This window comes from Bradyrhizobium sp. SZCCHNS1022, from assembly GCF_032484835.1.
Classification (GTDB): domain Bacteria; phylum Pseudomonadota; class Alphaproteobacteria; order Rhizobiales; family Xanthobacteraceae; genus Bradyrhizobium.
This window is the reverse complement of record NZ_JAUETT010000002.1, coordinates 1,074,407-1,097,201: the sequence shown is the minus strand read 5'-3', so window position 1 is coordinate 1,097,201 and position 22,795 is coordinate 1,074,407. Positions and strand designations below refer to the sequence as shown.

Annotated in this window: 18 protein-coding genes; 8 read left to right on the top strand and 10 right to left on the bottom strand. The window is 64.0% G+C overall.

Annotated elements, in window-relative coordinates; translation table 11 throughout:
- The first annotated feature begins 103 nt into the window (after positions 1-103).
- From coaD to queA, 4 genes are all read left to right on the top strand, one after another.
- Entirely contained in the window at positions 104-598 is a 495-nt protein-coding gene (coaD, locus tag QX071_RS18630) for a pantetheine-phosphate adenylyltransferase (protein WP_315704087.1), read from the top strand.
- A gap of 54 nt (positions 599-652) precedes the next feature.
- On the top strand, positions 653-1,216 hold the full coding sequence (locus QX071_RS18625) for a peptidylprolyl isomerase (RefSeq protein ID WP_315704086.1): 564 nt from the start codon (positions 653-655) through the stop codon (positions 1,214-1,216).
- A 250-nt stretch (positions 1,217-1,466) separates the two neighbouring features.
- Positions 1,467-1,931 carry a peptidylprolyl isomerase gene (locus tag QX071_RS18620; protein WP_315704085.1) on the top strand — a complete coding sequence of 155 codons (465 nt, stop codon included), beginning with the start codon at positions 1,467-1,469 and terminating at the stop codon, positions 1,929-1,931.
- A 139-nt stretch (positions 1,932-2,070) separates the two neighbouring features.
- Positions 2,071-3,165, top strand: a complete 1,095-nt coding sequence (queA, locus tag QX071_RS18615; protein WP_315704084.1) for a tRNA preQ1(34) S-adenosylmethionine ribosyltransferase-isomerase QueA — start codon at positions 2,071-2,073, stop codon at positions 3,163-3,165.
- 119 nt (positions 3,166-3,284) lie between these two features.
- Here the strand turns inward: queA and QX071_RS18610 are convergent, their stop codons facing one another.
- Positions 3,285-4,310 carry an aspartate-semialdehyde dehydrogenase gene (locus QX071_RS18610; protein ID WP_315704083.1) on the bottom strand — a complete coding sequence of 342 codons (1,026 nt, stop codon included), beginning with the start codon at positions 4,308-4,310 and terminating at the stop codon, positions 3,285-3,287.
- 270 nt (positions 4,311-4,580) lie between these two features.
- Between QX071_RS18610 and tgt the strand changes: the two genes are divergently transcribed.
- Entirely contained in the window at positions 4,581-5,732 is a 1,152-nt protein-coding gene (gene tgt, locus QX071_RS18605) for a tRNA guanosine(34) transglycosylase Tgt (protein WP_315704082.1), read from the top strand.
- A gap of 24 nt (positions 5,733-5,756) precedes the next feature.
- Here tgt and QX071_RS18600 read toward each other — a convergent pair whose 3' ends face one another.
- Positions 5,757-5,987: a hypothetical protein gene (locus tag QX071_RS18600; protein WP_315704081.1), complete on the bottom strand. Its 231-nt coding sequence runs from the start codon at positions 5,985-5,987 to the stop codon at positions 5,757-5,759.
- A 310-nt stretch (positions 5,988-6,297) separates the two neighbouring features.
- Here QX071_RS18600 and cysK point away from each other — a divergent pair, with 310 nt between their 5' ends.
- Positions 6,298-7,275 (top strand): cysteine synthase A, encoded by a 978-nt coding sequence (cysK, locus tag QX071_RS18595; RefSeq protein ID WP_315704080.1) that lies wholly within the window; start codon positions 6,298-6,300, stop codon positions 7,273-7,275.
- A gap of 3 nt (positions 7,276-7,278) precedes the next feature.
- Positions 7,279-7,518, top strand: a complete 240-nt coding sequence (locus tag QX071_RS18590; RefSeq protein WP_315704079.1) for a BrnA antitoxin family protein — start codon at positions 7,279-7,281, stop codon at positions 7,516-7,518.
- Positions 7,519-7,569: 51 nt separating this feature from the next.
- Here the strand turns inward: QX071_RS18590 and QX071_RS18585 are convergent, their stop codons facing one another.
- Together QX071_RS18585 and QX071_RS18580 are read right to left on the bottom strand one after the other, a co-directional pair.
- Positions 7,570-9,033, bottom strand: coding sequence for a caspase family protein (locus tag QX071_RS18585; protein ID WP_315704078.1), 1,464 nt, complete (start codon positions 9,031-9,033; stop codon positions 7,570-7,572).
- A gap of 200 nt (positions 9,034-9,233) precedes the next feature.
- The gene (locus tag QX071_RS18580) at positions 9,234-10,112 is read right to left on the bottom strand and encodes a DMT family transporter (protein ID WP_315704077.1); all 879 of its coding nucleotides are present in this window, start codon (positions 10,110-10,112) and stop codon (positions 9,234-9,236) included.
- Between the two features lie 210 nt (positions 10,113-10,322).
- On the opposite strand from QX071_RS18580, the gene QX071_RS18575 reads away from it, so the two are divergent.
- Positions 10,323-10,538, top strand: coding sequence for a hypothetical protein (locus QX071_RS18575; protein WP_315704076.1), 216 nt, complete (start codon positions 10,323-10,325; stop codon positions 10,536-10,538).
- Positions 10,539-10,544: 6 nt separating this feature from the next.
- On the opposite strand, the gene QX071_RS18570 is transcribed toward QX071_RS18575, so the two are convergent.
- From QX071_RS18570 to QX071_RS18545, 6 genes are all read right to left on the bottom strand, one after another.
- A complete protein-coding gene (locus QX071_RS18570; RefSeq protein ID WP_409977496.1) occupies positions 10,545-10,997 on the bottom strand; it encodes a hypothetical protein in 453 nt (150 codons plus the stop codon).
- Positions 10,998-11,034: 37 nt separating this feature from the next.
- The gene (locus QX071_RS18565) at positions 11,035-11,385 is read right to left on the bottom strand and encodes a hypothetical protein (RefSeq protein WP_315704074.1); all 351 of its coding nucleotides are present in this window, start codon (positions 11,383-11,385) and stop codon (positions 11,035-11,037) included.
- Positions 11,386-11,657: 272 nt separating this feature from the next.
- Positions 11,658-12,251, bottom strand: a complete 594-nt coding sequence (locus QX071_RS18560) for a formyltransferase family protein (RefSeq protein WP_315704073.1) — start codon at positions 12,249-12,251, stop codon at positions 11,658-11,660.
- 537 nt (positions 12,252-12,788) lie between these two features.
- Positions 12,789-16,895, bottom strand: coding sequence for a sulfotransferase (locus QX071_RS18555; RefSeq protein ID WP_315704072.1), 4,107 nt, complete (start codon positions 16,893-16,895; stop codon positions 12,789-12,791).
- A 190-nt stretch (positions 16,896-17,085) separates the two neighbouring features.
- Complete coding sequence (locus QX071_RS18550) at positions 17,086-20,400, bottom strand: hypothetical protein (RefSeq protein ID WP_315704071.1); 3,315 nt, start codon at positions 20,398-20,400, stop codon at positions 17,086-17,088.
- Between the two features lie 406 nt (positions 20,401-20,806).
- Entirely contained in the window at positions 20,807-22,603 is a 1,797-nt protein-coding gene (locus QX071_RS18545) for a hypothetical protein (RefSeq protein WP_315704070.1), read from the bottom strand.
- Positions 22,604-22,795: the final 192 nt, after the last annotated feature.

The following is a 22,795-nucleotide window of genomic DNA, read 5'->3' as shown; positions in this document are numbered from 1 at the left end:
GCCTGAAAATGGTTTCATCCCGTTAGGATTTGTTTCTTGGCGCCGCGGCGGGCGAAACAAAGGGCGGCTTGCCGGTCGTTTGCAGCGGGTATAGGAGGGGCCTATGCCGCGCATTGCCCTTTATCCCGGATCTTTCGATCCCGTCACCAACGGCCATCTGGACGTGGTCCGGCAGGCCGTCCACCTCTGCGACCAACTCGTCGTCGCGGTCGGAGTCCACTCCAGCAAGAAGCCGCTGTTCTCCACCGAGGAGCGGCTTGCCATGGTGCGGGAGGCGTTCGGCCCCGTTGCGGCACAGGCATCCTGCGGCTTCGATGCCACCACCTATGACAATCTTACGGTGACGGCGGCGCAAAAAGCCGGAGCGATCCTGATGATCCGCGGCCTGCGCGACGGCACCGATCTGGATTACGAGATGCAACTCGCAGGCATGAACCAAGTCATGGCGCCGGGAATCCAGACCGTGTTCGTTCCGGCCTCCGTCGCCGTCCGTCCGATCACCGCCACACTGGTTCGTCAAATCGCTGCCATGGGCGGCGATGTATCGTCTTTCGTGCCGCCATCCGTCGCGAGCAGCCTCGCCGCCAAATTTCGCTGATACGGCACGTCGCGCGCAATCACCGACTTCCGTCCTCCACCCTCCGGAGTTTTCATGATCCGAGCTATCGCCGTTATCTTCGCCCTCGTCTTTGCCGTTCCGGCCTTGGCGCAGTCGCTGCCCGCAGGGCTCGACAAGCAGAACGCGCTCGTCATCGACACCACCAAGGGCCGCATCGTCATCAAGCTGCGCACCGACCTCGCCCCGCAGCACGCCGAACGATTGAAGACGCTGGCGCGCGAAGGGTTCTACAACAACGTGCCGTTCCACCGCGTCATGGACGGCTTCATGGCGCAGACCGGTGACGGTCAGAACTTCAACGGCACCGGCGGCTCGAAATACCCGAACCTGAAGCAGGAATTCTCGAACGTGCCGTTCAAGCGTGGCACGGTCGGCATGGCCCGGCGCGGCGACAGCGTCGATTCCGCCAATTCGCAGTTCTTCATCTGCTTCGGCGATGCGTCGTTCCTCAATGGCCAATACACCGTCGTCGGCGAGGTCGTGCAGGGCATGGACGTGGTCGACAAGTTGAAGAAGGCGCCGTCCGGCTCGTCTTCGGGCAGCGTCACCGATCCCGATAAGATGGTGAAGGTCCAGGTCGCAGCGGACATGAAATGACTTCGAGTGACTTGGCGCGCGGCGCCCGCGGGTTGAGCGGTGCCGCAGTCCGGCCTGCGCCGGTGCGGGACCACACCGGTTGCAGCGCGCTTAACGAAATCTTTGCCAAGCGGCCCGGCTCTTGGTACGCCGACCGACAATGCCATTTATCGAGATATGGGCCAGTGCGATTGCACGCCCGCGGGCATTTAAGTTCCCCCTTCGAACGAGTTCCCGTATCCCGTCGAACTCAAACCATTGAGAGACAAGCATGGCTGTCACCGAAAACACCTTGATCCTTGAGACCACCCAGGGCCCCGTGACCATCGAGATGCGCCCGGATCTGGCACCCAACCACGTGGCGCGGATCAAGGAGCTGGTGCGGGAAGGTTTCTATGACGGGATCGTGTTCCATCGCGTCATCGACGGCTTCATGGCTCAGACCGGCTGCCCGCAAGGCACCGGCACCGGCGGCTCCGGCAAGAAGCTGAAGGCCGAATTCAATGCGGAGCCCCACGTGCGCGGCACGGCCTCGATGGCCCGCGCGGCCAGCCCCGATTCCGGCGACAGCCAATTCTTCATCTGCTTCGACGACGCCCGCTTCCTGGACAAGCAGTACACGGTCTGGGGCAAGGTCACCGAGGGCATGGAGAACGTCGACAAGATCAAGCGCGGCGAGCCGGTGCAGAACCCGGACAAGATCGTCAAGGCGTACATGGCCGCAGACGCGCAGTAATGGATCGATCCTCATGGTGAGGAACGTGCGCCGCACGCGTCTCGAACCATGAGGCCCCAGACATCCCGGCCTCATCCTTCGAGACGCCCGCCGGCGGCGGGCTCCTCTGGATGAGGGTCGGCTTGGTGCCGAGCCAACGATGCGCACCGAACTGTTCGACTTCCATCTTCCGCCCGAAAACATCGCCCTGCGGCCGGCGAGCCCGCGGGACTCTGCGCGCATGCTGGTGGTGCAGGGTGATGGCGTGCTGCGCGATCGGCTCATTAGCGATCTGCCGGACTGGCTCGAGCCCGGTGACCAGCTGGTCGTCAACGACACCAAGGTGATCGCAGCGCAACTGTCAGGCCGCCGGATCGGGCGCGAGACCGAGCCGAAGATCGAGGCCACGCTGATCAAACGGCTCGATGGCTCGCGCTGGCAGGCACTGGTGCGGCCGGCCAAAAAGCTCGCACCGGGCGATACGATTCGGTTCGGCAATGAGGGCAGGGTGTGCCTGCTGGGGCACCTGGACGCGTCCGTCGAGGCCAAAGGCGCCGAAGGCGAGGTAACGCTGTCGTTCTCCTTCCATGGCCCGACGCTGGACCAGGCGATCGCGGACCTCGGCCGGCCGCCGCTGCCGCCCTACATCGCCGGCAAGCGCGCCGCCGATGAACGTGACGCCGACGACTATCAGACCATGTTCGCGGCGAAGGAGGGGGCCGTCGCCGCGCCGACAGCTGGCCTGCATTTCACGCCGGCGCTGGAAGAGCGTTTGCGCGCCCGCGGAGTCGGGCTGCAGCGGGTCACGCTGCATGTCGGGGCCGGCACCTTCCTGCCCGTGAAGGTCGAGGACACCGAAGGCCATAAAATGCATGCGGAGTGGGGCAGCGTGTCGGAAGCGACCGCTGCAGCACTGAACGAGGCGCGCGCGCAAGGCGGCCGCATCGTGGCCGTCGGCACGACCTCGCTGCGGCTGTTGGAAAGCGCGGCCAGAGGCGATGGCACGATCGCAGCCTTCGAAGGCGAAACCTCGATCTTCATCACGCCGGGCTACCGCTTCCGCGCCGTCGACATCCTGCTCACCAATTTCCACCTGCCGCGCTCGACGCTGTTCATGCTGGTCTCGGCCTTTTCGGGGCTCGACGAGATGAAAGCGGCCTACGCACATGCGATTGCGAGCGGCTACCGCTTCTATTCCTACGGCGATGCGTGCCTGCTGTTCCGCCGCGGTGAAGAAGATGTGCGGAGTCCGTAGGTATCGCCCCAGACGTTGGCTCGTCATTGCGAGCGAAGCGAAGCAATCCAGTCGTGCCGCGGGATAAGAACTGGATTGCTTCGTCGCTTTCGGCTTCTCGCAATGACGCGCGGGTGTCGTTACGCCATCACGCGTTCCGGCAGCAGCTCCGCGATCTGCACCGCGTTCAGCGCCGCGCCCTTCAAGAGCTGATCCGCCGAGACGAACATCGCGATCGAATGCCCGGTCGGATCGGAGAGGTCCTTCCTGATCCGGCCGACCAGCACGTCATCCTGGCCGGAGGCGTCGACAGGCATCGGGAAGTAGTTCTTGGCGCGATCGTCGACGATGCGCACGCCGGGTGCGGTGGCAAGAATGCGCCGGACGTCGTCTTCCGAGATCGGCTTCTCGCATTCGATGGTGATGGCTTCGCAATGGGCGCGCAGCACCGGCACGCGTACGCAGGTGACGCCGATCGCGATGGCCTCATCCTCGAAGATCTTCCGGGTCTCGTTGATGACCTTGGTCTCTTCGTCGTTGTAGCCGGTCTCCGCATCGATCGCCGTGTTGTGGCTGAACAGGTTGAATGCGTAGGGATGCGGCATCACCTTCGGGGCATAGACCTGCCCGTTGAGATTGGCGCGGGTCGACTGCACGAGCTCGTCCATGGCGGCCGCACCGGCGCCGCTGGCGGCCTGGTAGGTCGAGATGATGACGCGCTTGATCCGGTTCTTCTGATGGATCGGCCACAGCGGCACCAGCGCGGTGATGGCGGCGCAATTCGGATTGGCGATGATCCCCTTGTGGTCCCGAATGCGGCCCGCGTTGATCTCCGGGATCACCAGCGGCACGTTCGGGTCCATGCGGAAGGCTGAGGAATTGTCGACCACCACGGCGCCTGAGCGCACCGCGATCGGTGCGAACTTCCTGGAGATGCCGCCGCCGGCCGAGAACAGCGCGATATCGACGCCCTCGAACGAGCGCTCGTTGAGCTCCTCGATGGTGACCGTCTGGCCGCGGAAATTCAGGGTCTGTCCGGCCGAGCGGGCGCTCGCCAGCGCCTTCAGCTTGCCGACGCGGAAGTTGCGGCGGTCCATGGTGGCGATGAATTCGGCGCCGACAGCGCCGGTCACGCCGACAATGGCAACAACGGGGTCGTTCTTCACGTCTCTGTCTCCAGTTGGAATTTAGGCAATAAAAAAGCCCCGGACCTTCATCAGGCGGGGCTTCGGTTCGAAGATGTCGCGGTTAGGTTCGTCTACGCGCGCACGCCTCCCGAGGCCCAGCTGGGCTTGGTGGTTTTCGTCGTGCGTTTGGTCGCGGTGAACATGGCGCAGGACCATAGTGGCGGCGGGAACCGCCGTCAACGGACTTTGTGACCGGAATTGGGCTCGACCAGGTTGAAACCGGCTCCGCGCTGACGCAATAAACCCGTCATGAGCCTCCCAGAAGACACCAGCCTTCCCAATCATTTCGAGCTGCTTGCGACTGACGGCGCTGCGCGTACCGGCCGCCTCACCACGCCGCATGGCGTGGTGCGCACGCCTGCCTTCATGCCGGTCGGCACGGCGGGTGCCATGAAGGGGATTCATTGGCGCGAGGTCCGCGACGCGGGCGCCGACATCGTGCTGGGCAACACCTACCACCTGATGCTGCGTCCGGGCGCGGAGCGGATCGCGGCGCTCGGAGGCCTGCAGCGTTTCACCGGCTGGGGCGGGCCGATGCTGACCGATTCCGGCGGCTTCCAGGTGATGTCGCTATCCGAGCTCCGCAAGCTGACGGAAAACGCCGTTACGTTTCGCTCCCATATCGACGGCACCAAGATCGAGCTGTCGCCGGAGCGCGCCATCGAGGTGCAGCGCCTGCTCGGCTCCGACATCGCGATGCAGCTCGACGAGTGCGTGCGGTTGCCGGCCGGGCGCGACGACATCGAACGCGCGATGCAGCTGTCGCTGCGCTGGGCCGCACGCTGCCGCCGCGCCTTCGAGACCGCGCCGGCCGGATACATGCTGTTCGGTATCGTGCAGGGCGGCGACGTCCCAAGCTTGCGGGAGACGAGCGCACGCGGCCTGGTCGAGATCGGTTTCCACGGCTATGCGATCGGCGGCCTCGCGGTCGGTGAGCCGCAGGCGGTGATGCTCGCGATGATCGAAGCCACGGCGCCGGTGCTGCCCGCCGACCGGCCGCGCTATCTGATGGGCGTCGGCACGCCGGATGACTTGCTGGAGTCGGTCAAGCGCGGCATCGACATGTTCGACTGCGTGCTGCCGACCCGCAACGGACGGCACGGCGTCGCGTTCACCCGTTTCGGGCCGGTGAATCTGCGCAATGCGCGCCACGCCGACGACCCGCGTCCCCTCGATGAGGAGAGCCCGTGGCCGGCGGCGCGCAGCTATTCGCGCGCATATCTGCATCATCTGGTCAAGGCGGGCGAGACGCTCGGTGCGATGCTTCTGTCGGAGATCAACATCGCCTACTATCAGCAACTGATGGCCGGCATGCGCGGTGCGATCGCCGCCGGCACTTTCGCTCAGTTCTATGCTGAGACGCGCGCAAACTGGTCACGCGGTGATATCGCCGCGCGATGACACTCCCAGCTGATGGAAGCCGGCTCAGGACGACAGGGCAGCGCAGGCGAACCGCTTGTGGACGACGTGCTTGGTCACAAAGCCGTAACCGCAGGTGTCGCAGGTCCAGAGATAGCTGATCGCGTTATCGGCAAGATAGGCAGACGCTTCGGCCGCAATCATGGAATCTGCACAGACCGGACATGTCGGAAGATCGCTGCCGCGCGGATTTGGCCTCGGCGTGCTGGTCGACATGAGTTCAGCAAGTGCTGACATGGTGACCTCCGTTGCGATCTTAGAGCGGGGATCTCAAGCGTTGCGATCTCTCAAAGGTGGAGACGTCGAGCGTGGGATCGCGTTCTTGCGACCGATCAGCGCGTCAGCGCCCGACATCGTGGTTACTATACACTCAGATGTTTGACCTTGTCGCAACACAAATACGTTGTTTTTGCGTAATTTAGCCGCGACAAGTTGTGCGCCGCAGCGGCTCTCATGTCGCAGAAACGTGCTTGCGCAGTGCAACACCCTGTCCAATGATGCGTTACGAAAACTTAACCTGTCGCGCCTGCGCGCAAGGAGTGTCTCAATGGATGCGTCACCTGCTGCCGAAAACACGCCGCGTCCGGGCCGAGGACGCGTGTTCGAATCGATTGTCGACGCGATCGGAAACACGCCGATTGTGCGGCTGCGAAGGCTGCCGGAGCAGCACGGCGTCAATGCAACGATCCTTGCCAAGCTGGAATACTTCAATCCAGCCGCGAGCGTGAAGGATCGCATCGGCGCGGCGATGATTATCGCGATGGAGAAGGCGGGCATCATCAACAAGGACACCGTGCTGATCGAACCGACCTCGGGAAATACCGGAATTGCGCTGGCTTTCGTCGCGGCCTCGCGCGGCTACCGGCTCAAGCTCGTGATGCCGGAATCGATGTCGATCGAGCGGCGCAAGATGCTCGCCTTCCTCGGTGCAGAGCTGGTGCTGACGCCGGCGGCGCAGGGCATGAAGGGCGCGATCGCGACCGCCGAGGAGCTATTGAGAACCACTCCGAATTCGGCGATGCCGCAGCAGTTCAAGAACCTCGCCAATCCCGAGATCCACCGCCGCACCACCGCCGAGGAGATCTGGAACGACACCGGCGGCAATATCGACGTCTTCGTCGCGGGCGTCGGCACCGGCGGTACGATCACCGGCGTCGGGCAGGTGCTCAAGCCGCGCAAGCCGTCGTTGAAGGTGGTGGCCGTCGAGCCGGAGGAGAGCCCGGTGCTGTCAGGCGGGATGCATTCGCCGCATAAGATCCAAGGCATCGGCGCCGGCTTCGTCCCGGACATTCTCGATCGCTCCGTGATTGATGAGATCGTCAAGATCAACAGCACGACGGCGATCGAGACCTCTCGTGCACTGGCCCGCAACGAAGGCATCCCCGGCGGCATCTCCTCGGGCGCGGCGATCGCCGCGGCACTTGCGATCGGCAAGCGGCCGGAGAGCGCGGGCAAGACCATTCTTGCGATCGTGCCGTCCTTCTCCGAACGCTATTTGTCGACTGCGCTTTTCGAAGGAATGTGAATGATGGCGAACCAACCGCGACGTCCACGCACGCTCGCCGACGCCCGCACGGAAGCGGAGGCCGCGTTCAAGAAGGTCACGACCAAACCCGTCGAGGCACCGCCGAAAAAGGCGGCGATCCCCGGCGTCAAGGAGCAGGTGACCTTGCGGATCGACCAGGACGTGCTCGAGCATTTCCAGGCCGGAGGCCCCGGCTGGCAGGACCGCATCAACGACGCGCTGCGCAAGGCCGCAGGCCTGTAAGGGCAAAGATTAGCCGCTCAGCAGGTCCGCGCTCTTGCATACCAGTTGCGACTACCTGCGCAGTGCGCCGCCGAGGACGCCGCCCATCATGCCGCCGATGAAGGCCGCACCGGCGGCGTTGCCAGCATTGTCCGGCGGCGGGTTGCGGTACACCGGCGCGGCGCTCGGCGGCGGGGCGCTGCCGGCTGCGACATTGCCGCTGGGCCTGGCACGGCGAGGCTTGGCTGCGGGGTCGCTCATCGAAGCCGTTGCCGGGGCGGGCTGCGGCTCGGCGAGCAGCGCCTTGTGTTGCAGCCTGGTCAGATAGCCTGTCGAAGGATAACCGCGTGCCGCCTGCCAGCGCTTGACGACCCCTCGGGTCTCGTCATCGAAGATGCCGGTCATCTTGGTGTCGAAGCCAAGGCCGGTCAGACGGCGCTGCACGTCGCGCCGCTTGCTCTTGTCGAGACCGATCTGATCCTCGCTGACCTGGCTGCCTTCCTCGGTGAACACGGCGAGATCGACCCCCTTGGCGACGTTCCGCGTGGCATTGTTCGCGGAGCCGCTTTCGATCGAGGCGATGCGAGCGAGTGCCAGCGTCTTGAACTGGCCGTTGGGATAGGTCGAGAGGTAGGCGTTGAGCTCTTCCGGCCTGTTGGAGTCCTTCACCGAGCGCCAGAACTCGAGCTCGGCCTCGGCATTGGCCGAAGAGGCGGCATTGGCCGGAACATTGCCCGGGATGGCAGCCGCGCTCGTTGCCGGCGTTGCAGCGGGATTGAGATAAACCGCGCCGATCAGATTGGTATGGCCCCAGGGCAATTGGCCCTTGCTGGTCTCCTCGTTGACCTGGGCGCGCACCTCCGTCATCGCCTGCTGGATTTCGACGCCTGGCTGGGCGATGTGGGCGATCAGGGCGCGGGTGAACGGGCTGTTGGCGCCGGCCTCGCCGTCGAGCGCGGTCTGGCCGGGGCCGGTGGCGAATGCGATCAAGGTGCCTTCACCCGATTTCATTTCGGCAAGGCCCGTCTGGACCGCGACGCTGCGGGTCGGCGAGTTCGACTTGATCTTGGCAGCGAACGGATTGTCGCGGCAGGCGTCGAGGAAGACCAGCTTGACCTTGGCATCGCCCATCGTCTGATCGAGCGTCACGTCGATGTTGATGGCGGAGCCGAGCTTCACGTCCATCTCGGATTTCAGGTCGGCATCGACCGGCAGCAGGTAGTTGGTGCCGGAGATCGCAATGCCGTGCCCGGCATAATAAAACACCGCGATATCGGCGCCCTGTGCCTTCCGGCCGAAGTCGAGCAGCTTTTCGGTCATCTTGTCGCGGGTGAGATTGGTGCCCTCGACCACGTCGAAACCGACATTGCGCAGGGTTGCGGCCATGGCCTTCGCATCGACCGGAGGGTTCGGCAGCGGCGCGACGTTCGTGTAGGCGCCATTGCCGACCACGAAGGCGACGCGGCGATCCGCCTTGGCGGCTTCCGCCGTCAGCACCATGCAAAGCAGCGACAGACCGATGGTGAGACAACGCATCAGGACATCCCCCAGGAGAAGCGAAGTGATCACTGCGACATTAGTCGCGGCGGACGCGAAAAGGTCTCGTCGCCGATGCCAAAAAAATCGATCGAGACTTGATTTTTGCACAGCTGTTGCGCGGAAATCCACGTTTCCGGGGACGCGGCTATGTGATCGGATCACACGCGGGAGCCGCAATGAGGGATGTTCGCGCGACCTCAGCTCCGCGCGCGCACGGCGACCGGCTGTGCCGGCCGCAAGTTGAGCAGGTTGCCGCCGAGGATCAGCGCCGCCCCCAGCAAGGTAAAGGCATCAAGCTGTTCGGCATAGAGCAGCCAGCCGGCGGCCGCGGTCAGCGGTACGCGCAGGAAGTCCATGGGGACCACGATGGTGGCATCCGCATAGAGCATCGCGCGCGCCATGCAGAGGTGCGAGAAGGTGCCGCAGATCGCGATCACGACGATCCAGCCCCAGATCGTGGCCGAGGGCGAGGTCCAGAGCGCCAGCGTCGGCACCAGGCCCGCCGCGGCCTGGATCGAGAGCATCCAGAAGATGATGGACACGGTCGGCTCGGTGCGGGTGAGGGACTTCACCAACACGATCGAGATGCCGAACCCCATCGCGGCACCAAGTGCGATCAATTGGCCGGGGTTGATGGCACCCGCATCGGGACGAACGATCACGAGCACCCCGATCAGGCCGAGCATGATGGCGGAAAGCTTGTAGATCGTGAGCCGCTCGCCAAGAAAGCTCGCCGCGAGCAACGCAGTCCAGATCGGCATGGTGAACTCGATCGCGACGACCTGACCGATCGGGATCAAGGTAAGCGCGAAGAACCAGCCGAGTTGAGCGACGTAATGCACGAGATTGCGGGCGATGTGCTGGGGCAACCGCCTGGTCCGCAAGGTGGCGGGACCGCCGCCCAGCCAGACCAACGGCGACAGCATCACAAGGCCGAGCAGGCAGCGCAGCTCCATCAGCTCGAACACATTGAGCTCGCGCAGCGCTTCACGGCCGGCCACGGCCATCACCAGCATGAAGCTGAGCCAGCCCGTCATCCATGAGGCGGCCATCATCTTGGAAGCAGGTCGGTGCATGGGCGGGAAGGGAAGGTGACTGCCTGTAACAAGGGCAGGGCTGTATCGCCTCCCAGGTACAGCTTGCAAACGAAATCGGCAGATGTGCCGCAATCAGGCGGGCAATGGAACTGGCAGTGGCGTAACAAAAGCATGGAATGCGGACGTGTTCCGTCCTAAAGCGGGCGCTCCGAGCAGGCCAAAAGACTATCCAGAAGAGACAATCACGACATGTCCGACCGTCCCACCTCCGCCGATTTTCTCACGGCGTTCGCGACCGGCTGGCCCGAGAAGGAGCCGCATCTAATGGTGTTGTCGCTGACCACGCACAAGGGCGTGCAGGACTTCGCCATGACCAAGGAGCAGGCGCTCTTGATTGCGAAGACGATCAAGCAGACCGCGGCGCAGCTGGCCACGCCAAAGGCGGGGACGCCGCTCCGCGGCTAGGCTCGCTCAGCGCGACAACGAGATATTGGCGCCGCGGAACTGGCTGTCGGCGCGGATCGAGACCGACTGCCGGTTGCCGCGCGTTGCGAGCGTGATATTGGCGTTGAAGCCGGCAGCGCTGGCGGCTAGCTGGAAGTTGCCGCCGCCGCCACGGCCCTGGAGCATGCCATTGATGCCGCGGCTCGATTCGCTCCAGCTGCCGGAGATCGCAGAGCCCTGTGCCACGACGTTGGCGGAGAGATTGAACTTATAGGCGTCGCTCGCGCAGGTCAGCGACAAGTTCAAACGCGGACCAGATACGGCGTAGCTGGCGCGGCAGCGGATCCGCTCCGTCGAGCCGTCCTCGAGCGCCACCGTGCCGCTGCCATGCCAATTGCCGGCCATTCCAGTGAAGGGGCCGGGGTCGGCGTGACTGGGAGCGCTGAGACCGCTCGCACCAAAAAAGACGGCGGCTGTCATGAGCCGCCGAACCGTCTTCAAACTCGAAAAACGCGTGTTACAGCCGCGACGCCTGCCAGCGTCCGCTGCACGGAATGCCCGCTGAAGCGCCATTCCACTTACCCGAACCGGAATTGCCATTGAGCTGACCATTTGCGTATGCCCCGTTGATCGAGACCTTAACCAGGCCTTCCCGCCCAATCGAACCAGAGACGTTGGCACCCGGCGCCGAAATTCTACCGTCAGCGACGGTCAGGGTCGAGCTTGCGGAGGGCTCACAGCTGCCGCTATTGGTCACAATTGTAACCTGCCATTGTCCATCATAGGGGGATTGGGCAAAAGCAGGGGCCGCAGCACTGCCGGCCAAGATGGTCGCCACCAAAGCCATTCCGATGCGATCAAGACGCATGAATCAGTTCCTCAAATGTGAGTGATGGCTTCAGCTTATTTGGAAAAATTGTGACGAAAGTTTGCCGCAGTGCGGCGGTAAAAATTTCACGAATAATATCAATATGATAAAGGTTAATCGTCTTATCGGGCCAGCGGCATCCGAGCCAAGCTCAGGGCCGCAATTGGCGCGTCCCTACTTGAATACCGCGCTGGGCTTTGCGTGGGAAGCCAGATTCCGGGCGGACGCATGCGCAAACTGCGCGTGCGCCAATCGCCTTCGACGTGCTGCCTTCAAGACGGCGTGAGGCTCGGGGCCTTGGTGGCGAACTGCTCATCCTGCGGCTTGGCGGGGATGGAGCCATGCGCCTTGGCGTAATCGATGACTTGGCCGAGCAGCTTCAATCCGAGCGGGGCAAGCGCGCGCTCCCACAATTCGCGGGCCGTCTCGCCCTTCTTGACGAAGCACCAGTCCTGGGCGGCAATGGCGCCTGCATCCATGCGCTCGGCGAGGTGATAGATCGTTCCGCCCGCGACCGGGTCGCCCTCCTTGATCGTCCATTCGACCGCGGCCTTGCCGCGGTGACGGGGGAGGAGCGAGGGATGGTAGCCGATGCCGCCGAGCTTGGCAGCGGCCACGGCCGCTTGCGCGACGCGGGCATGGCTATGCGCCGTGACGATCAACTCGGTCCCCGGCGCGATTTCTTCCGGAGTGACGAGGTGCGGATCGGCCTGGACGACGACTTCGATGCCGGCGGCGCGGGCTGCGGCGGCCAAGCGGTCCTCGCCATCATGCACGACCACGCGCGCGATCTCGACGTCCTTGTCCCGCAACATGTTCAGTGTGGCCACACCGAAATGGCGGGAGCCGACGAGGGTGATACGCATGATGGATTTGTCTTCCGAGGTTGAATTTCGACGGGGCAGGCCAAGGACGGATGACGGCGGGGCTAGAGGAGTGGATCGGACCTCGCGCCCTGCCGGCGCAATATCCAGGCCCGTACCAAATCCAAAGCCCCACGACCGTCAACGAGATAGCTCGCTCGGTCAAATCAATCCTGGACCCGCTCGTCAAGCAGCTCGTGCTTTTTCATCACAGGTCCGCGCTGCCGGTTGCAGGCCGAAGCAAATCGAACGGCCGAGAAGGCGGCGCGAGCGGAAATGGCTCACCGGAGCAGGTGCGGGCGGCCGGCAGATCGCGGAGACGTGGAGAATTGGGATGCGCAGCTTGGGCGTCGAATCGTCCAGTCGCTTTCCTGATTTCTTAGAACAATTCGTTAAATTATTGAGGGTAGTATCAAATCGCCGCGACCGCCGCGCGGCCAAATAGCCGGGTGCCGCCCTGTCACCTGTTCCCTGGGGCCTGCGCGCCCGGTTATTTGCCGCTCGCCAATCCTACTATTTCAGCGCGGTCTGCCGCCCGGTCTATAGACCGAGCGCCTCGCGCAGCGGCCCAAGGAACTTCTCGTATCGCTTCCAGCTTCCAACCGAGCGGCGGTAGAGCGGCTCACGCACCTGCATCAGGCTCGCGGTGCGCACCGCGCGCTGGGTGCTGTGGAAATCGCGGCAGGCGTCTTCCCATTCCAGGCCGCAATGGGTCAGCACGCCGCGCGACGTGACCTCGAGATCGTCGACCAGGTCCTCATATTGGACGTCCATCAAGACGCCGGGCGGAAGCACCTTGTGCCAATGCGCCATCACGGCCTCGTAACCCCGGTAGTAACGGCCGAGCTCGGTCAGATCGTAAGCGAAGGGCTGGCTGCCGGTGAACAGCAGCGAGTAGCAGGAGACGCAGGTGTCGAGCGGATCGCGCCTGACATGGATGATCTTGGCGTTCGGAAGCGCGGCATGGATCAGGCCGACGAACATGAAATTGAGCGGCATCTTGTCGACGATGCGCTCGGCTTCCGGCGCGAGCGCCCGTACCCGCGCGGTGTACTGCTGCCCGAGCTCCGTCATCTGCTCCGGGGCGAGCAGAGTGATGAGTTCGGGATAGGCCGGGAGGACGCGCTGGCGCTTGGCGCATTCGCCGATCAGGTCCTTGAAGGTCTCGAGTTCGCCGGCCCCGAACACCTTGGAATGGCTGGCCAGCACCTGTTCCATCAGCGTGGTGCCGGAGCGCGGCATGCCGACGATGAAGATCGGCGACCAGGAGGCGTCGCCGTGCCCTGCGGTCGACCGGAAGAATTCCGGCGTGAACTTGGTGGCGATATTGGCCATCGCCGCCAGCCGCTGGCCTTCATCATAGTCGAAGGTTTTTCGCTTCAGCGCATTGCCCTTCTGGAGATGGGCGAATGCGGCGTCATGGTCCTTCAGATCGGCCAGTGCCTTGCCCATCGCGAAATGGGCGGCAATCTGCTTTTCCTGGTCGAGCAGATCGACGCGGCCGAGCAGGCGGTGCAGGCCGGGCAGGCGGCGGTCGTCCGGCTTGAACTTCGCCATGTTCGCGAGGTTCAGGTGGATCGGAGCCTCATCCGGCGACAGTTCAAGCGCGCGTTCGAAGGCCGCAGTCGCTTCGTCGAATCGGCCGAGTGCCTGATAGGCCACGCCGAGATTGTTGTAGGATCCGAAGCGATCCGGTTTGATCTTGAGGGCGAGCAGGTTCTGCTCGATCGACTCCTCGAGGCGGTTGAGCTCGAGCAGCGCGTTGCCGAGATTGCCATAGGCATCGGCATATTCCGGCCTGCTCGCGATGGCCTTCTTGTAATGCTCGATGCCGCGCTCGGGATGACCTTGCCGCAACAGGACATTGGCGATGTTGTTGTGGGTCTCGGCGTGATGCGGGCTATAGTCGAGAACCTTCAGGTAGCATTTCGCCGCCTCGATGTCCTTGCCTTCGGCATAGTGCAGGTTGCCTAGCGCGAAATGCGCGTCGAGGTGCTGGGGCTTCAGGGCAATCGCCCGCTTCAGCATCGCCATGGCTTCGTCGCTCTTGCCCTGGCTCTGCAGCGTCATCGCATAGGCGTAGAGGATGCCAGGATGATCGGGCGCGAGTGCCAGCGCCTTGAGATAGTAGCCGACCGCAGCCTCGAACCGGCCAGCCGAGGCTTCGACCGCCCCGAGGCTGCCATGCGCCTCGGCGGAGCGCTCATCGATGGATGCCGCCTGGAGAAAATGACGCCTGGCCTCGTCCAGACGATTGGCCTGCGTGCAGATCGTTCCGAGGCCGACCAGGGCGCCGAAATGATCCGGCTGACTCGCCAGGATGAAGCCGAACAGTTTCTCGGCATCCTCGTGGTCGCCGCGTTGCTGCAGCTTCTTCGCGACGGTGAACGCTCGTTCGGCCTCCGCCTTCAACGCACCCTGCCGGGCGACGAGATCGATCGGGCGCGCGCGGTTGGGCTCGGCGATAACAGGCGCAACGACATTGCTCGGCGCGGGACGAGTGGCCTCTTCTTGCGTGACCGCGGCAGTGTCGGTGGGCGCGATGCTCGGACCGAGCGTGTCGAACAACGGCTTGAGCCGATCGCCGTAGAGTCGCCAACGGCCGACCGAACCGGTGAAAAGCGGCTGCCGGACTTGGACCAGGCTCGCGGTGTTCACCGGCCGCTCGGTCTGATGGAACGAAAGACATCGGGCGTCCCAGTCAAGGCCGCAATGCGCTACGATGCGGCGTGCCTCGGTCTCGAGGTCACGCACCACGTCTTCGTAGGTGACTTCCAGCATGACGCCGGCCGGCAGCACCGCGCGCCAATGATCCATGAGCGCATCATAGGCCCGATAATAGCGTCCGAGTTCAGCGAGGTCATACGCAAAGGGCTGCGGCTCGGCGAACAGGATCGAATAGCAGGAGAGGCAGGTGTCGATCGGATTACGCTTGACGTGAATGATCTTCGCACCCGGCAGCGCGAGATGGATCAGACCCGCGAACAGAAAGTTCGAAGGCATCTTGTCGACAATGCGCTCGGCTGCCGCATCCAGACCGGCGAAACGTGCCAGATAGGCCTTGCCAAGCTCGCGCAGATCGCCATCGGACATTCTTGCAAGCATTTCCGGATATTCGCCGCGCGTGCGATCGGCGAACAGCTCCGTACTGGCGGCAAAATAATTGACTTCCCCGGCACCCTCTGCCGCAGGATGGCTGGCCAGGATCTGTTCGATCAGGCTCGTGCCTGAGCGCGGCATGCCGATGATGAAGACTGGCCGATTTGAGGGCTCGCCCGTTCCCGACCGGGCCTCGATGACGTCTCCGTTGAAGACGCTGCGGATGCGCTCCAACTGCTGAAGGGCTTGGTTCTCGTCATAGCGGATGCGTCGGCGCTCGAGGCGGTTGGCCGTGTGGAAATGAAAGAGTGACCGCTCTGCGTCCTTGATATCGGCGTAGGCCCGGCCCAGCGTGAAGTGCAGCACGATGCGCTCATGCTCAGCCAGCGTCTCCTCGCGCCGCGCCAGATCCTGTAGAGAGGGCCAACGCGGGTCGTCGGCCATAAATCGCTTGATCGCCGCGTAGTTGAGATGGATGCCGGCATTTTGCGGCGCGATCCTGAGGGCAGTCTCATAGGCCGATGCGGCCTCGTCCAGCCGGCCGGCGATCATCAACACGCTGGCGAGATGATTGAGCGTCTTGGTATCCCGCGGCGCGTGCGCAAGGGCTGCCTGGTAGCTGGCCACGGCATCGTCGAAACGGTTCATCGCCCGCATGGCGTCACCGCGATTGCGATAGGCATCGGCATAGCCGGGCTGCTGGCGGATCGCCTCGTCATAATGTGCAATGGCCTCACGATGCGTCCCGCGCGACTGCAGCGCGTTGGCCAGATTGTTGTACGCCTCGGGAAAGATGGGGCGTTCGGAAATGGCGCGCTCGTAGTGGAAGACGGCGGCGGGCCAGCTGTTCGTCTCCAGATAGAGATTGCCGAGATTGAAATGAGCGTCCGCCGATTGAGGGCTCAGCGCGAGCGCCTGTTGAAAACTGCGGATCGCGGCGTCGAGCTGCGCGGTCGCGTGATAGCAGCCGCCGAGATTGAGCAGCAGGGCCGGCGCCTGAGGGTCGATCGAAAGCGCGCGCTGGTAGTGTGTAATCGCATCGTGATGACGGTCGAGCCGCCGACAGGCATCTCCAAGTCCGGCGAAGCCCGCCGCAAGATTCGGCCTGAGCGCGATTGCGGTCTGGTGACAGGAAATCGCGCGTTCGAGTTGTCCGAGCTGTTGGTAGCAGAGTCCAAGGCTATTGTGCGCATCGGCATGGCGGTCATCGATCGCAATGGCGCGTTCGAAGTGCGACGCCGCATTGGCGGCGTCGCCGAGATTGGCATACGCCTTGCCGACCATCAGATGTGCGTCGGCGGATTGGTCGGCGAGATCGGCGGCCTGGCCCAGCAGCCGGCGAGCCTCGTCCGTATCGCCGCGCTGAAGGCGGATCATTGCGAGGCTGCAGAGTGTTCGGACGTGGCGCGGCTGCACGGCAAGAAGCTGGCGAAATGCCTGCTCCGCCGCCTGCAAGGTGCTTTCCTCGGTGCCCGGACTGATGGAGGGGGAATGGGTAGGCGACGTCGAAATCAGACGTGGACGGAAAGCTACGGCTTGGTCGGTCATGAGAATGATTTGCCACGAGGTTGGACGCAGCCGTTGTCCGCACAGAATTAAGCGAAACGGAGGCTTGAGCTGAGCTTCACTGTGGCGGAGCCATAGAACCGTTCACCGCCGGGAGGTGGTCGCGATGTAAAAAAGCCGGCGCAGAACTTGCGTTCTGCACCGGCTGGTGTCGATCAATGATCGCCGGACGTCAGCCCCACACGTGGGCCATAACGTGATGGTGAGACATGTCGGCCTGCTGGGCCGCCGCCACTTCGTGGTGCTCGTGGCTGCTATGATCGTGGTGGTCATGGTGACCGCCGCAATGGCTGGCGCAGCCACCGTTATTGCCGCCCGTTGTGCCGCCGCCGGTCGAACCACCCGTGCCCGTGCCACCACCGGTGGTTCCGCCTCCAGTGGAGCCACCTGCGCCGGTCCCGCCGCCTGCAGGTGTTCCGCCGCCCGCCCCGGTGCCGCCTCCGGCCGGAGGCGTCGTGGCCGTACCGCCGGTGCCATTGGCGATGTTCGGGTTCGCCGTAACCGGGATGGCGCCCTGGGCCGTGCCGTGGATCGAGGTGGCTGCTGACACGGTGGTCGCCGTGCCGACATAGGTCCCGCCATTGACCGGAATGTTGTTGCCGGAGACGTCCATGGCGTCGGCGGCAAAACCCTGACCGGCGGCGGCGAGCATCGCCTTGTCGGCCGCGAGTGCCGCGCCGGTGTCGCCATTGAGGATACCCTGCAAGCCCTTCACCGAGGCTGCTGTATCGGCCTCGAGCGTACCGCTGAGCAGCTCGTTGTCGAAGCGGCCCTGGAATACTGCGCCCTGTGCCGCGTCGAAATTGGCGCCGAACTGCTGATAGTTCTGAATCTGTGTGATCAAGGTCTGGCTGGCCTGCGCGCCGCCGGTCGCGATCTTCTGCAAGGTCGCGTTGATGGTATTGGCCTCGGCCAGGAAGGCGGCCCAGAAATTGGTCTGTGCCTGGTTGTCCTGGAATTTGGTCACGGTGCCGGTGAGCCCGCCCGGATCCTCGGCAAAGCCGCCGGCATGGCCTGCGTTACCATTGCCGCCGGCCGCGATGTTCAAGTTGGCGTCGTTCTGGATGATGTCGATGCTGTCGAGCAGATTGTCGGCGGTGCCGCGCAGCGCAGCCTGGCTGCCATTCGCCTCCGCGGCAGCGTAGTTCTTGAGCTCGAGATTGACCTGGCCCAGCACCGTCTGCAGGTGAATCGTGGTCAGCGCGGCGGCAATCGAGGTTTCGCCTTTCTCGATCTGCGCCAGTTGGGTCTTGTTGTTGAGGATGGTGGTGAGGCCCTGCGACACCGCGGTGAGGTCGGTCGTGATTTCCTGCAGGTTGCCGGAATTGATGCCGCCGGAGGCCAGTTCGACGATTTTGTTGAAGACGACGCCGACGTCCTTGAGGCTGTTGCCGGCTGTCGCCGCGGCAAGGCTCGCCGGATCGTCGGCCCCTGCAGGCGAAGCTTGGAAGGCGACGTCGGTCGCGCCGGTGTTGGCCAAGTACGTCACATTGTTGAGCGCGGTCGTGAGGTGCGCGTCGTTGTGGATCTCCTGCAGGATCTCCTGCTGCACAGCATGAATGGTTTGATTGGCCGCGGCCGCGGTCGTGGCGTTGGTGATCTGCCCCGCCGCGTTGAGCAAGATCCCGAGCTGGGCCTCGACATTGGTGAGGACGGCGGTATCGGTGGCGTTGAGCGCGAAGGTCTTGCCACCGAGCGTGACCTGGCCGGGATTGGCCAGCATCGCGGCGATGTCGGTCTGCACTGCAGTGATGTCAGCTTGATAGCTGCTGAGGAAAGTGGGCGAGTTGCCGCTGCCGGCGAGACTGAACAGGCCGAGCGAGTCACGGACCGCGTCGTTGAAGACGACGCCGGCCTGCACCAAGTCGGTCGAGTGCTGCAGAGCGGATGCGCGCACCAGCAGGTTCGATGTGCCATTGGCGAGCGCGGTCGGACTGAAGTTGATAGGCGTCGGGGTGCCGCCTCCACCGCCGCCGGCCGGAGGCGTCGTCACCGTGCCGCCGGTGCCATTGGCGATGTTCGGGTTTGCCGTGACGGGGATGGTGCCCTGAGCCAGGCCGTGCACCGATGTCGCGGTCGAGACCGTGGTCGCCGAGCCGACATAGGTCGCGCCGCCGATCGCGATGTTGTTGCCGGAGACGTCCATGGCGTCGGCCGCGAAGCCTTGGCCTGCGGCGGCGAGCATCGCCTTGTCGGCGGCAAGCGCCGCGCCGGTGTCGCCATTGAGGATGCCCTGCAGGCCCTTCACCGCGGCTGCGGTATCGGCCTCGAGCGTACCGCTGAGCAGCTCATTGTCGAAGCGGCCCTGGAATACTGCGCCCTGTGCTGCGTCGAATTTGGCGCCGAACTGCTGATAGTTCTGAATCTGTGTGATCAGGGTCTGGCTGGCCTGTGCGCCGCCGGTCGCGATCTTCTGCAAGGTCGCGTTGATGGTGTTGGCCTCGGCCAGGAAGGCGGCCCAGAAATTGGTCTGCGCCTGGTTGTCCTGGAATTTGGTCACGGTGCCGGTGAGTCCGCCTGGATCCTCGGCAAAGCCGCCGGCATGGCCTGCGTTACCATTGCCGCCGGCGGCGGTGTTCAGGTTGGCGTCGTTCTGGATGATGTCGATGCTGTCGAGCAGATTGTCGGCGGTGCCGCGCAGCGCAGCCTGGCTGCCATTCGCCTCCGCGGCAGCGTAGTTCTTGAGCTCGAGATTGACCTGGCCCAGCACCGTCTGCAGGTGAATCGTGGTCAGCGCGGCGGCAATCGAGGTTTCGCCTTTCTCGATCTGCGCCAGTTGGGTCTTGTTGTTGAGGATGGTGGTGAGGCCCTGCGACACCGCGGTGAGGTCGGTCGTGATCTCCTGCAGGTTGCCGGAATTGATGCCGCCGGAGGCCAGATCGACCACCTTGTTGAACACGACGCCGACGTCCTTGAGGCTGTTGCCGGCTGTCGCCGCGGCGAGGCTGGCCGGATCGTCGGCCCCCGCAGGCGAATTCTGGAACGCGACGTCCATGCCGCCGGTATTGGCGAGGAACGGCACATTGTTGAGCGCGCCGGAGAGATGAGCGTCGTTGTTGATTTCCTGCAGGATCTCCTGCTGAACCGCATGGATCGTCTGATTTGCGGCGGCCACCGTCGCCGCATTGGTGGTCTGTTGTGCAGCAGTGATCAGCGTTCCCAACTGGGCCTGCACGTTGGTGAGAACCGCAGTGTCGGTGGCGTTGAGCGCGAAGGTCTGGCCGCCGAGCGTGATCTGGCCGGGATTGGCCAACATGGCGGCGATGTCGTTCTGCACCGCATGGATGTCGGTCGTGTAGACGCCGAGGAATGGGTTTTGGTTGCCGCTGCCGGCTTGAGTGAACAAGCCCAATGAGGCGCGGGCCGCGTCGTTGAAGACGACGCCGGCCTGCACAAGGTCGGTCGAGAGGTTGAGCGCGGACGCGCGTACCAGCAAATTCGACGTTCCGTTCGCCAGCGCGGTTGGGTTGAAGGTATTATTCGCCATTATGAATCTCCCCGAGTTCACGCCGGCTCGTGCCTGGTCCTGGTACGTGTGACAGGCAGCCGAAGTGAGTAGAACGAACGCCCCGCAGCCGGCTCGACAGGACTAGGTGTCCCGCGTGCCAGGTGCGAATTATTCGCTCTATTGGGGCCAAAAGAAGCGTGGCGAAGTTCGCAACTATGTTGTTGTTCGGGCGGTTTCCGATTGTTGCCGTTCAGCGACGGATTGTTGCCAAGTCGTTGATCTCGTAGGTGTCATCCGAAGCACAGTCTGGGTCGATTCGACGGGCGTTGCATGTTGCAGCCCAGATGTCGCCCCGATTTTTCACTTGGTCTCGAGGAGGCCAGTGCAGAACGTCATTCTGCACTGGCCGCTCGCTCTCTGATCGTACTCGGAGGTGAGTAGCGGATCAGCCCCACATATGGACCATTGCGTGGTGATGCGCGGCGCTGGTGGCATGACTAGTAGCCGTGTTCGCTGAAGCGGCCGCCGTGTGGCTGTGGTGGGAATGGTGGCTGTGATGGCTCGCCGCTGTCCCATGATTGGCCGCCGTCGTACCGCCGCCCGTCGAGGTCGTAGTCCCGCCGCCAGCGGCCGTCGTGCCGCCGCCGGCTGACGTGGTGCCGCCAGCGGCCGCTCCACCGGCGCCTGCCGCACCACCTGCTGCGGCAGGCGTTCCTCCGGCCCCAGCCGCCGTCGTACCGGCTGCCGCCGTGCCGCCGGTGCCGTTGGCGATGTTGGGAGTCGCGGTCACCGGGATGGTGCCGTGGGCGAGGCCATGGACCGAGGTTGCCGCCGAGACTGTGGTCGCGGTGCCGACATAGGTCGCACCGCCGACCGCGATGTTGTTGCCGGAGACGTCCATGGCGTCGGCAGCAAAACCCTGGCCGGCTGCTGCGACCATCGCCTTGTCAGCCGCAAGCGCAGCTCCGGTGTCGCCGTTGAGGATGCCCTGCAGCCCCTTCAACGCGTTCGCCGTATCGGCCTCGAGCGTGCCGCTGAGCAGCTCATTGTCGAAGCGGGCCTGGAAGACCGCACCCTGCGCGGCGTCGAAGGCGGCGCCGAAGTGCTGATAGTTCTGGATCTGGGTGACCAGGGTCTGGCTGGCCTGCGCGCCGCCGGTCGCGATCTTCTGCAAGGTCGCGTTGATGGTGTTGGCTTCGGCCAGGAAGGCAGCCCAGAAATTGGTCTGCACCTGGTTGTCCTGGAACTTGGTCACGGTGCCGGTCAGTCCGCCCGGATCCTCGGCGAACCCTCCAGCATGACCTGCTGTTCCATTGCCTCCAGCTGCGGTGTTTAAATTCGCATCGTTCTGAATGATGTCGATAATGTCGAGCAGGTTGTCGGCGGTGCCGCGAAGTGCCGTCTGATTGCCGGCGGCGGCAGCGCCGTCATAGTTGTTCAGTTGCAGGTTGATCTGTCCGAGCGCCGTCTGGAGATGGATCGTGGTCAGCGCAGCCGCGTTGGCGGTCTCGCCTTTTTCGATCTGGGCCAGCATGGTCTTGTTGTTGAGGATGTTGGTGAGGCCCTGCGACACCGCGGTGAAATCGTTGGTGATCTCCTGCAGGTTGCCTGCATTGATGCCGCCAGCCGCCGCCGCTTCCGCCGCGTTGAACACCGCGCCGACCGCCTTGAGGCTCGTGCCCGCCGTCGCCGCAGCCAGCGAGGCGGGATCGTCGGCGCCTGCGGGAACGTTCTGGAACGCAACGTCGGTGGCCCCGGTCGTGGCCATGAACGTCACCTTGTTCAGCGCAGCCGACAGGTGCGCGTCGTTGTTGATCTCGCCGAGGATCTGGCTCTGCACGGCGTGGATGGTCTGCTCGGCGGTCGCCAAGGTCGCGGCATTGGTGATGCCTGCCGCCGCCGTAATCAGCGAGCCCAGCTGGGCCTGGACATTGGTGAGAACCGCAGTGTCCGTGGTGTTGAGCGTAAAGGTCTGGCCGCCGAGCGTGACCTGGCCAGGATTGGCCAGCATCGCAGCGATGTCGTTCTGCACCGCGTGGATGTCGGTCGTGTAGCTGCCGAGGAACGGATTCTGGTTGCCGCTCCCGGCCAGGCTGAACAGGCCCTGCGAAATGCGGACAGCATCGTTGAAGACGACACCTGCCTGCACCAGGTCGGTGGACTGGTTGAGCGCGTCTGCGCGCACCAGCAGGTTCGACGTGCCGTTCGCCAGCGCGGTCGGATTGAACGTATTATTTGCCATTGATCATCTCCTCGAGTGGTCTCGCTCTTGGACCGACAGGCGGCAGCATGTGTCAGACTGTCGCAATACCGCGTCAAACTGTCGCGGATGAACTAATTGCCGCAATGGGGCCGAAACAAGCAGGGAGCGGTCCGCAATTATGATGTTGTTCGGGCAGATTGGGACCGTCGTGGCCGAAGGGCCGCCGTGACG

Bases quoted from the DNA above. Each gene is read 5' to 3' on its own strand.
- QX071_RS18575 (WP_315704076.1), top strand. From the start codon at position 10,323: ATGTCCGACCGTCCCACCTCCGCCGATTTTCTCACGGCGTTCGCGACC.
- cysK (WP_315704080.1), top strand. From the start codon at position 6,298: ATGGATGCGTCACCTGCTGCCGAAAACACGCCGCGTCCGGGCCGAGGA.
- QX071_RS18560 (WP_315704073.1), bottom strand. From the start codon at position 12,251: ATGCGTATCACCCTCGTCGGCTCCCGCCATTTCGGTGTGGCCACACTG.
- queA (WP_315704084.1), top strand. From the start codon at position 2,071: ATGCGCACCGAACTGTTCGACTTCCATCTTCCGCCCGAAAACATCGCC.
- QX071_RS18570 (WP_409977496.1), bottom strand. From the start codon at position 10,997: ATGACAGCCGCCGTCTTTTTTGGTGCGAGCGGTCTCAGCGCTCCCAGT.
- QX071_RS18550 (WP_315704071.1), bottom strand. From the start codon at position 20,400: ATGGCGAATAATACCTTCAACCCAACCGCGCTGGCGAACGGAACGTCG.
- QX071_RS18555 (WP_315704072.1), bottom strand. From the start codon at position 16,895: ATGACCGACCAAGCCGTAGCTTTCCGTCCACGTCTGATTTCGACGTCG.
- QX071_RS18545 (WP_315704070.1), bottom strand. From the start codon at position 22,603: ATGGCAAATAATACGTTCAATCCGACCGCGCTGGCGAACGGCACGTCG.
- QX071_RS18620 (WP_315704085.1), top strand. From the start codon at position 1,467: ATGGCTGTCACCGAAAACACCTTGATCCTTGAGACCACCCAGGGCCCC.
- QX071_RS18580 (WP_315704077.1), bottom strand. From the start codon at position 10,112: ATGCACCGACCTGCTTCCAAGATGATGGCCGCCTCATGGATGACGGGC.
- QX071_RS18585 (WP_315704078.1), bottom strand. From the start codon at position 9,033: ATGCGTTGTCTCACCATCGGTCTGTCGCTGCTTTGCATGGTGCTGACG.
- coaD (WP_315704087.1), top strand. From the start codon at position 104: ATGCCGCGCATTGCCCTTTATCCCGGATCTTTCGATCCCGTCACCAAC.
- QX071_RS18600 (WP_315704081.1), bottom strand. From the start codon at position 5,987: ATGTCAGCACTTGCTGAACTCATGTCGACCAGCACGCCGAGGCCAAAT.
- QX071_RS18590 (WP_315704079.1), top strand. From the start codon at position 7,279: ATGGCGAACCAACCGCGACGTCCACGCACGCTCGCCGACGCCCGCACG.
- QX071_RS18625 (WP_315704086.1), top strand. From the start codon at position 653: ATGATCCGAGCTATCGCCGTTATCTTCGCCCTCGTCTTTGCCGTTCCG.
- QX071_RS18565 (WP_315704074.1), bottom strand. From the start codon at position 11,385: ATGCGTCTTGATCGCATCGGAATGGCTTTGGTGGCGACCATCTTGGCC.
- tgt (WP_315704082.1), top strand. From the start codon at position 4,581: ATGAGCCTCCCAGAAGACACCAGCCTTCCCAATCATTTCGAGCTGCTT.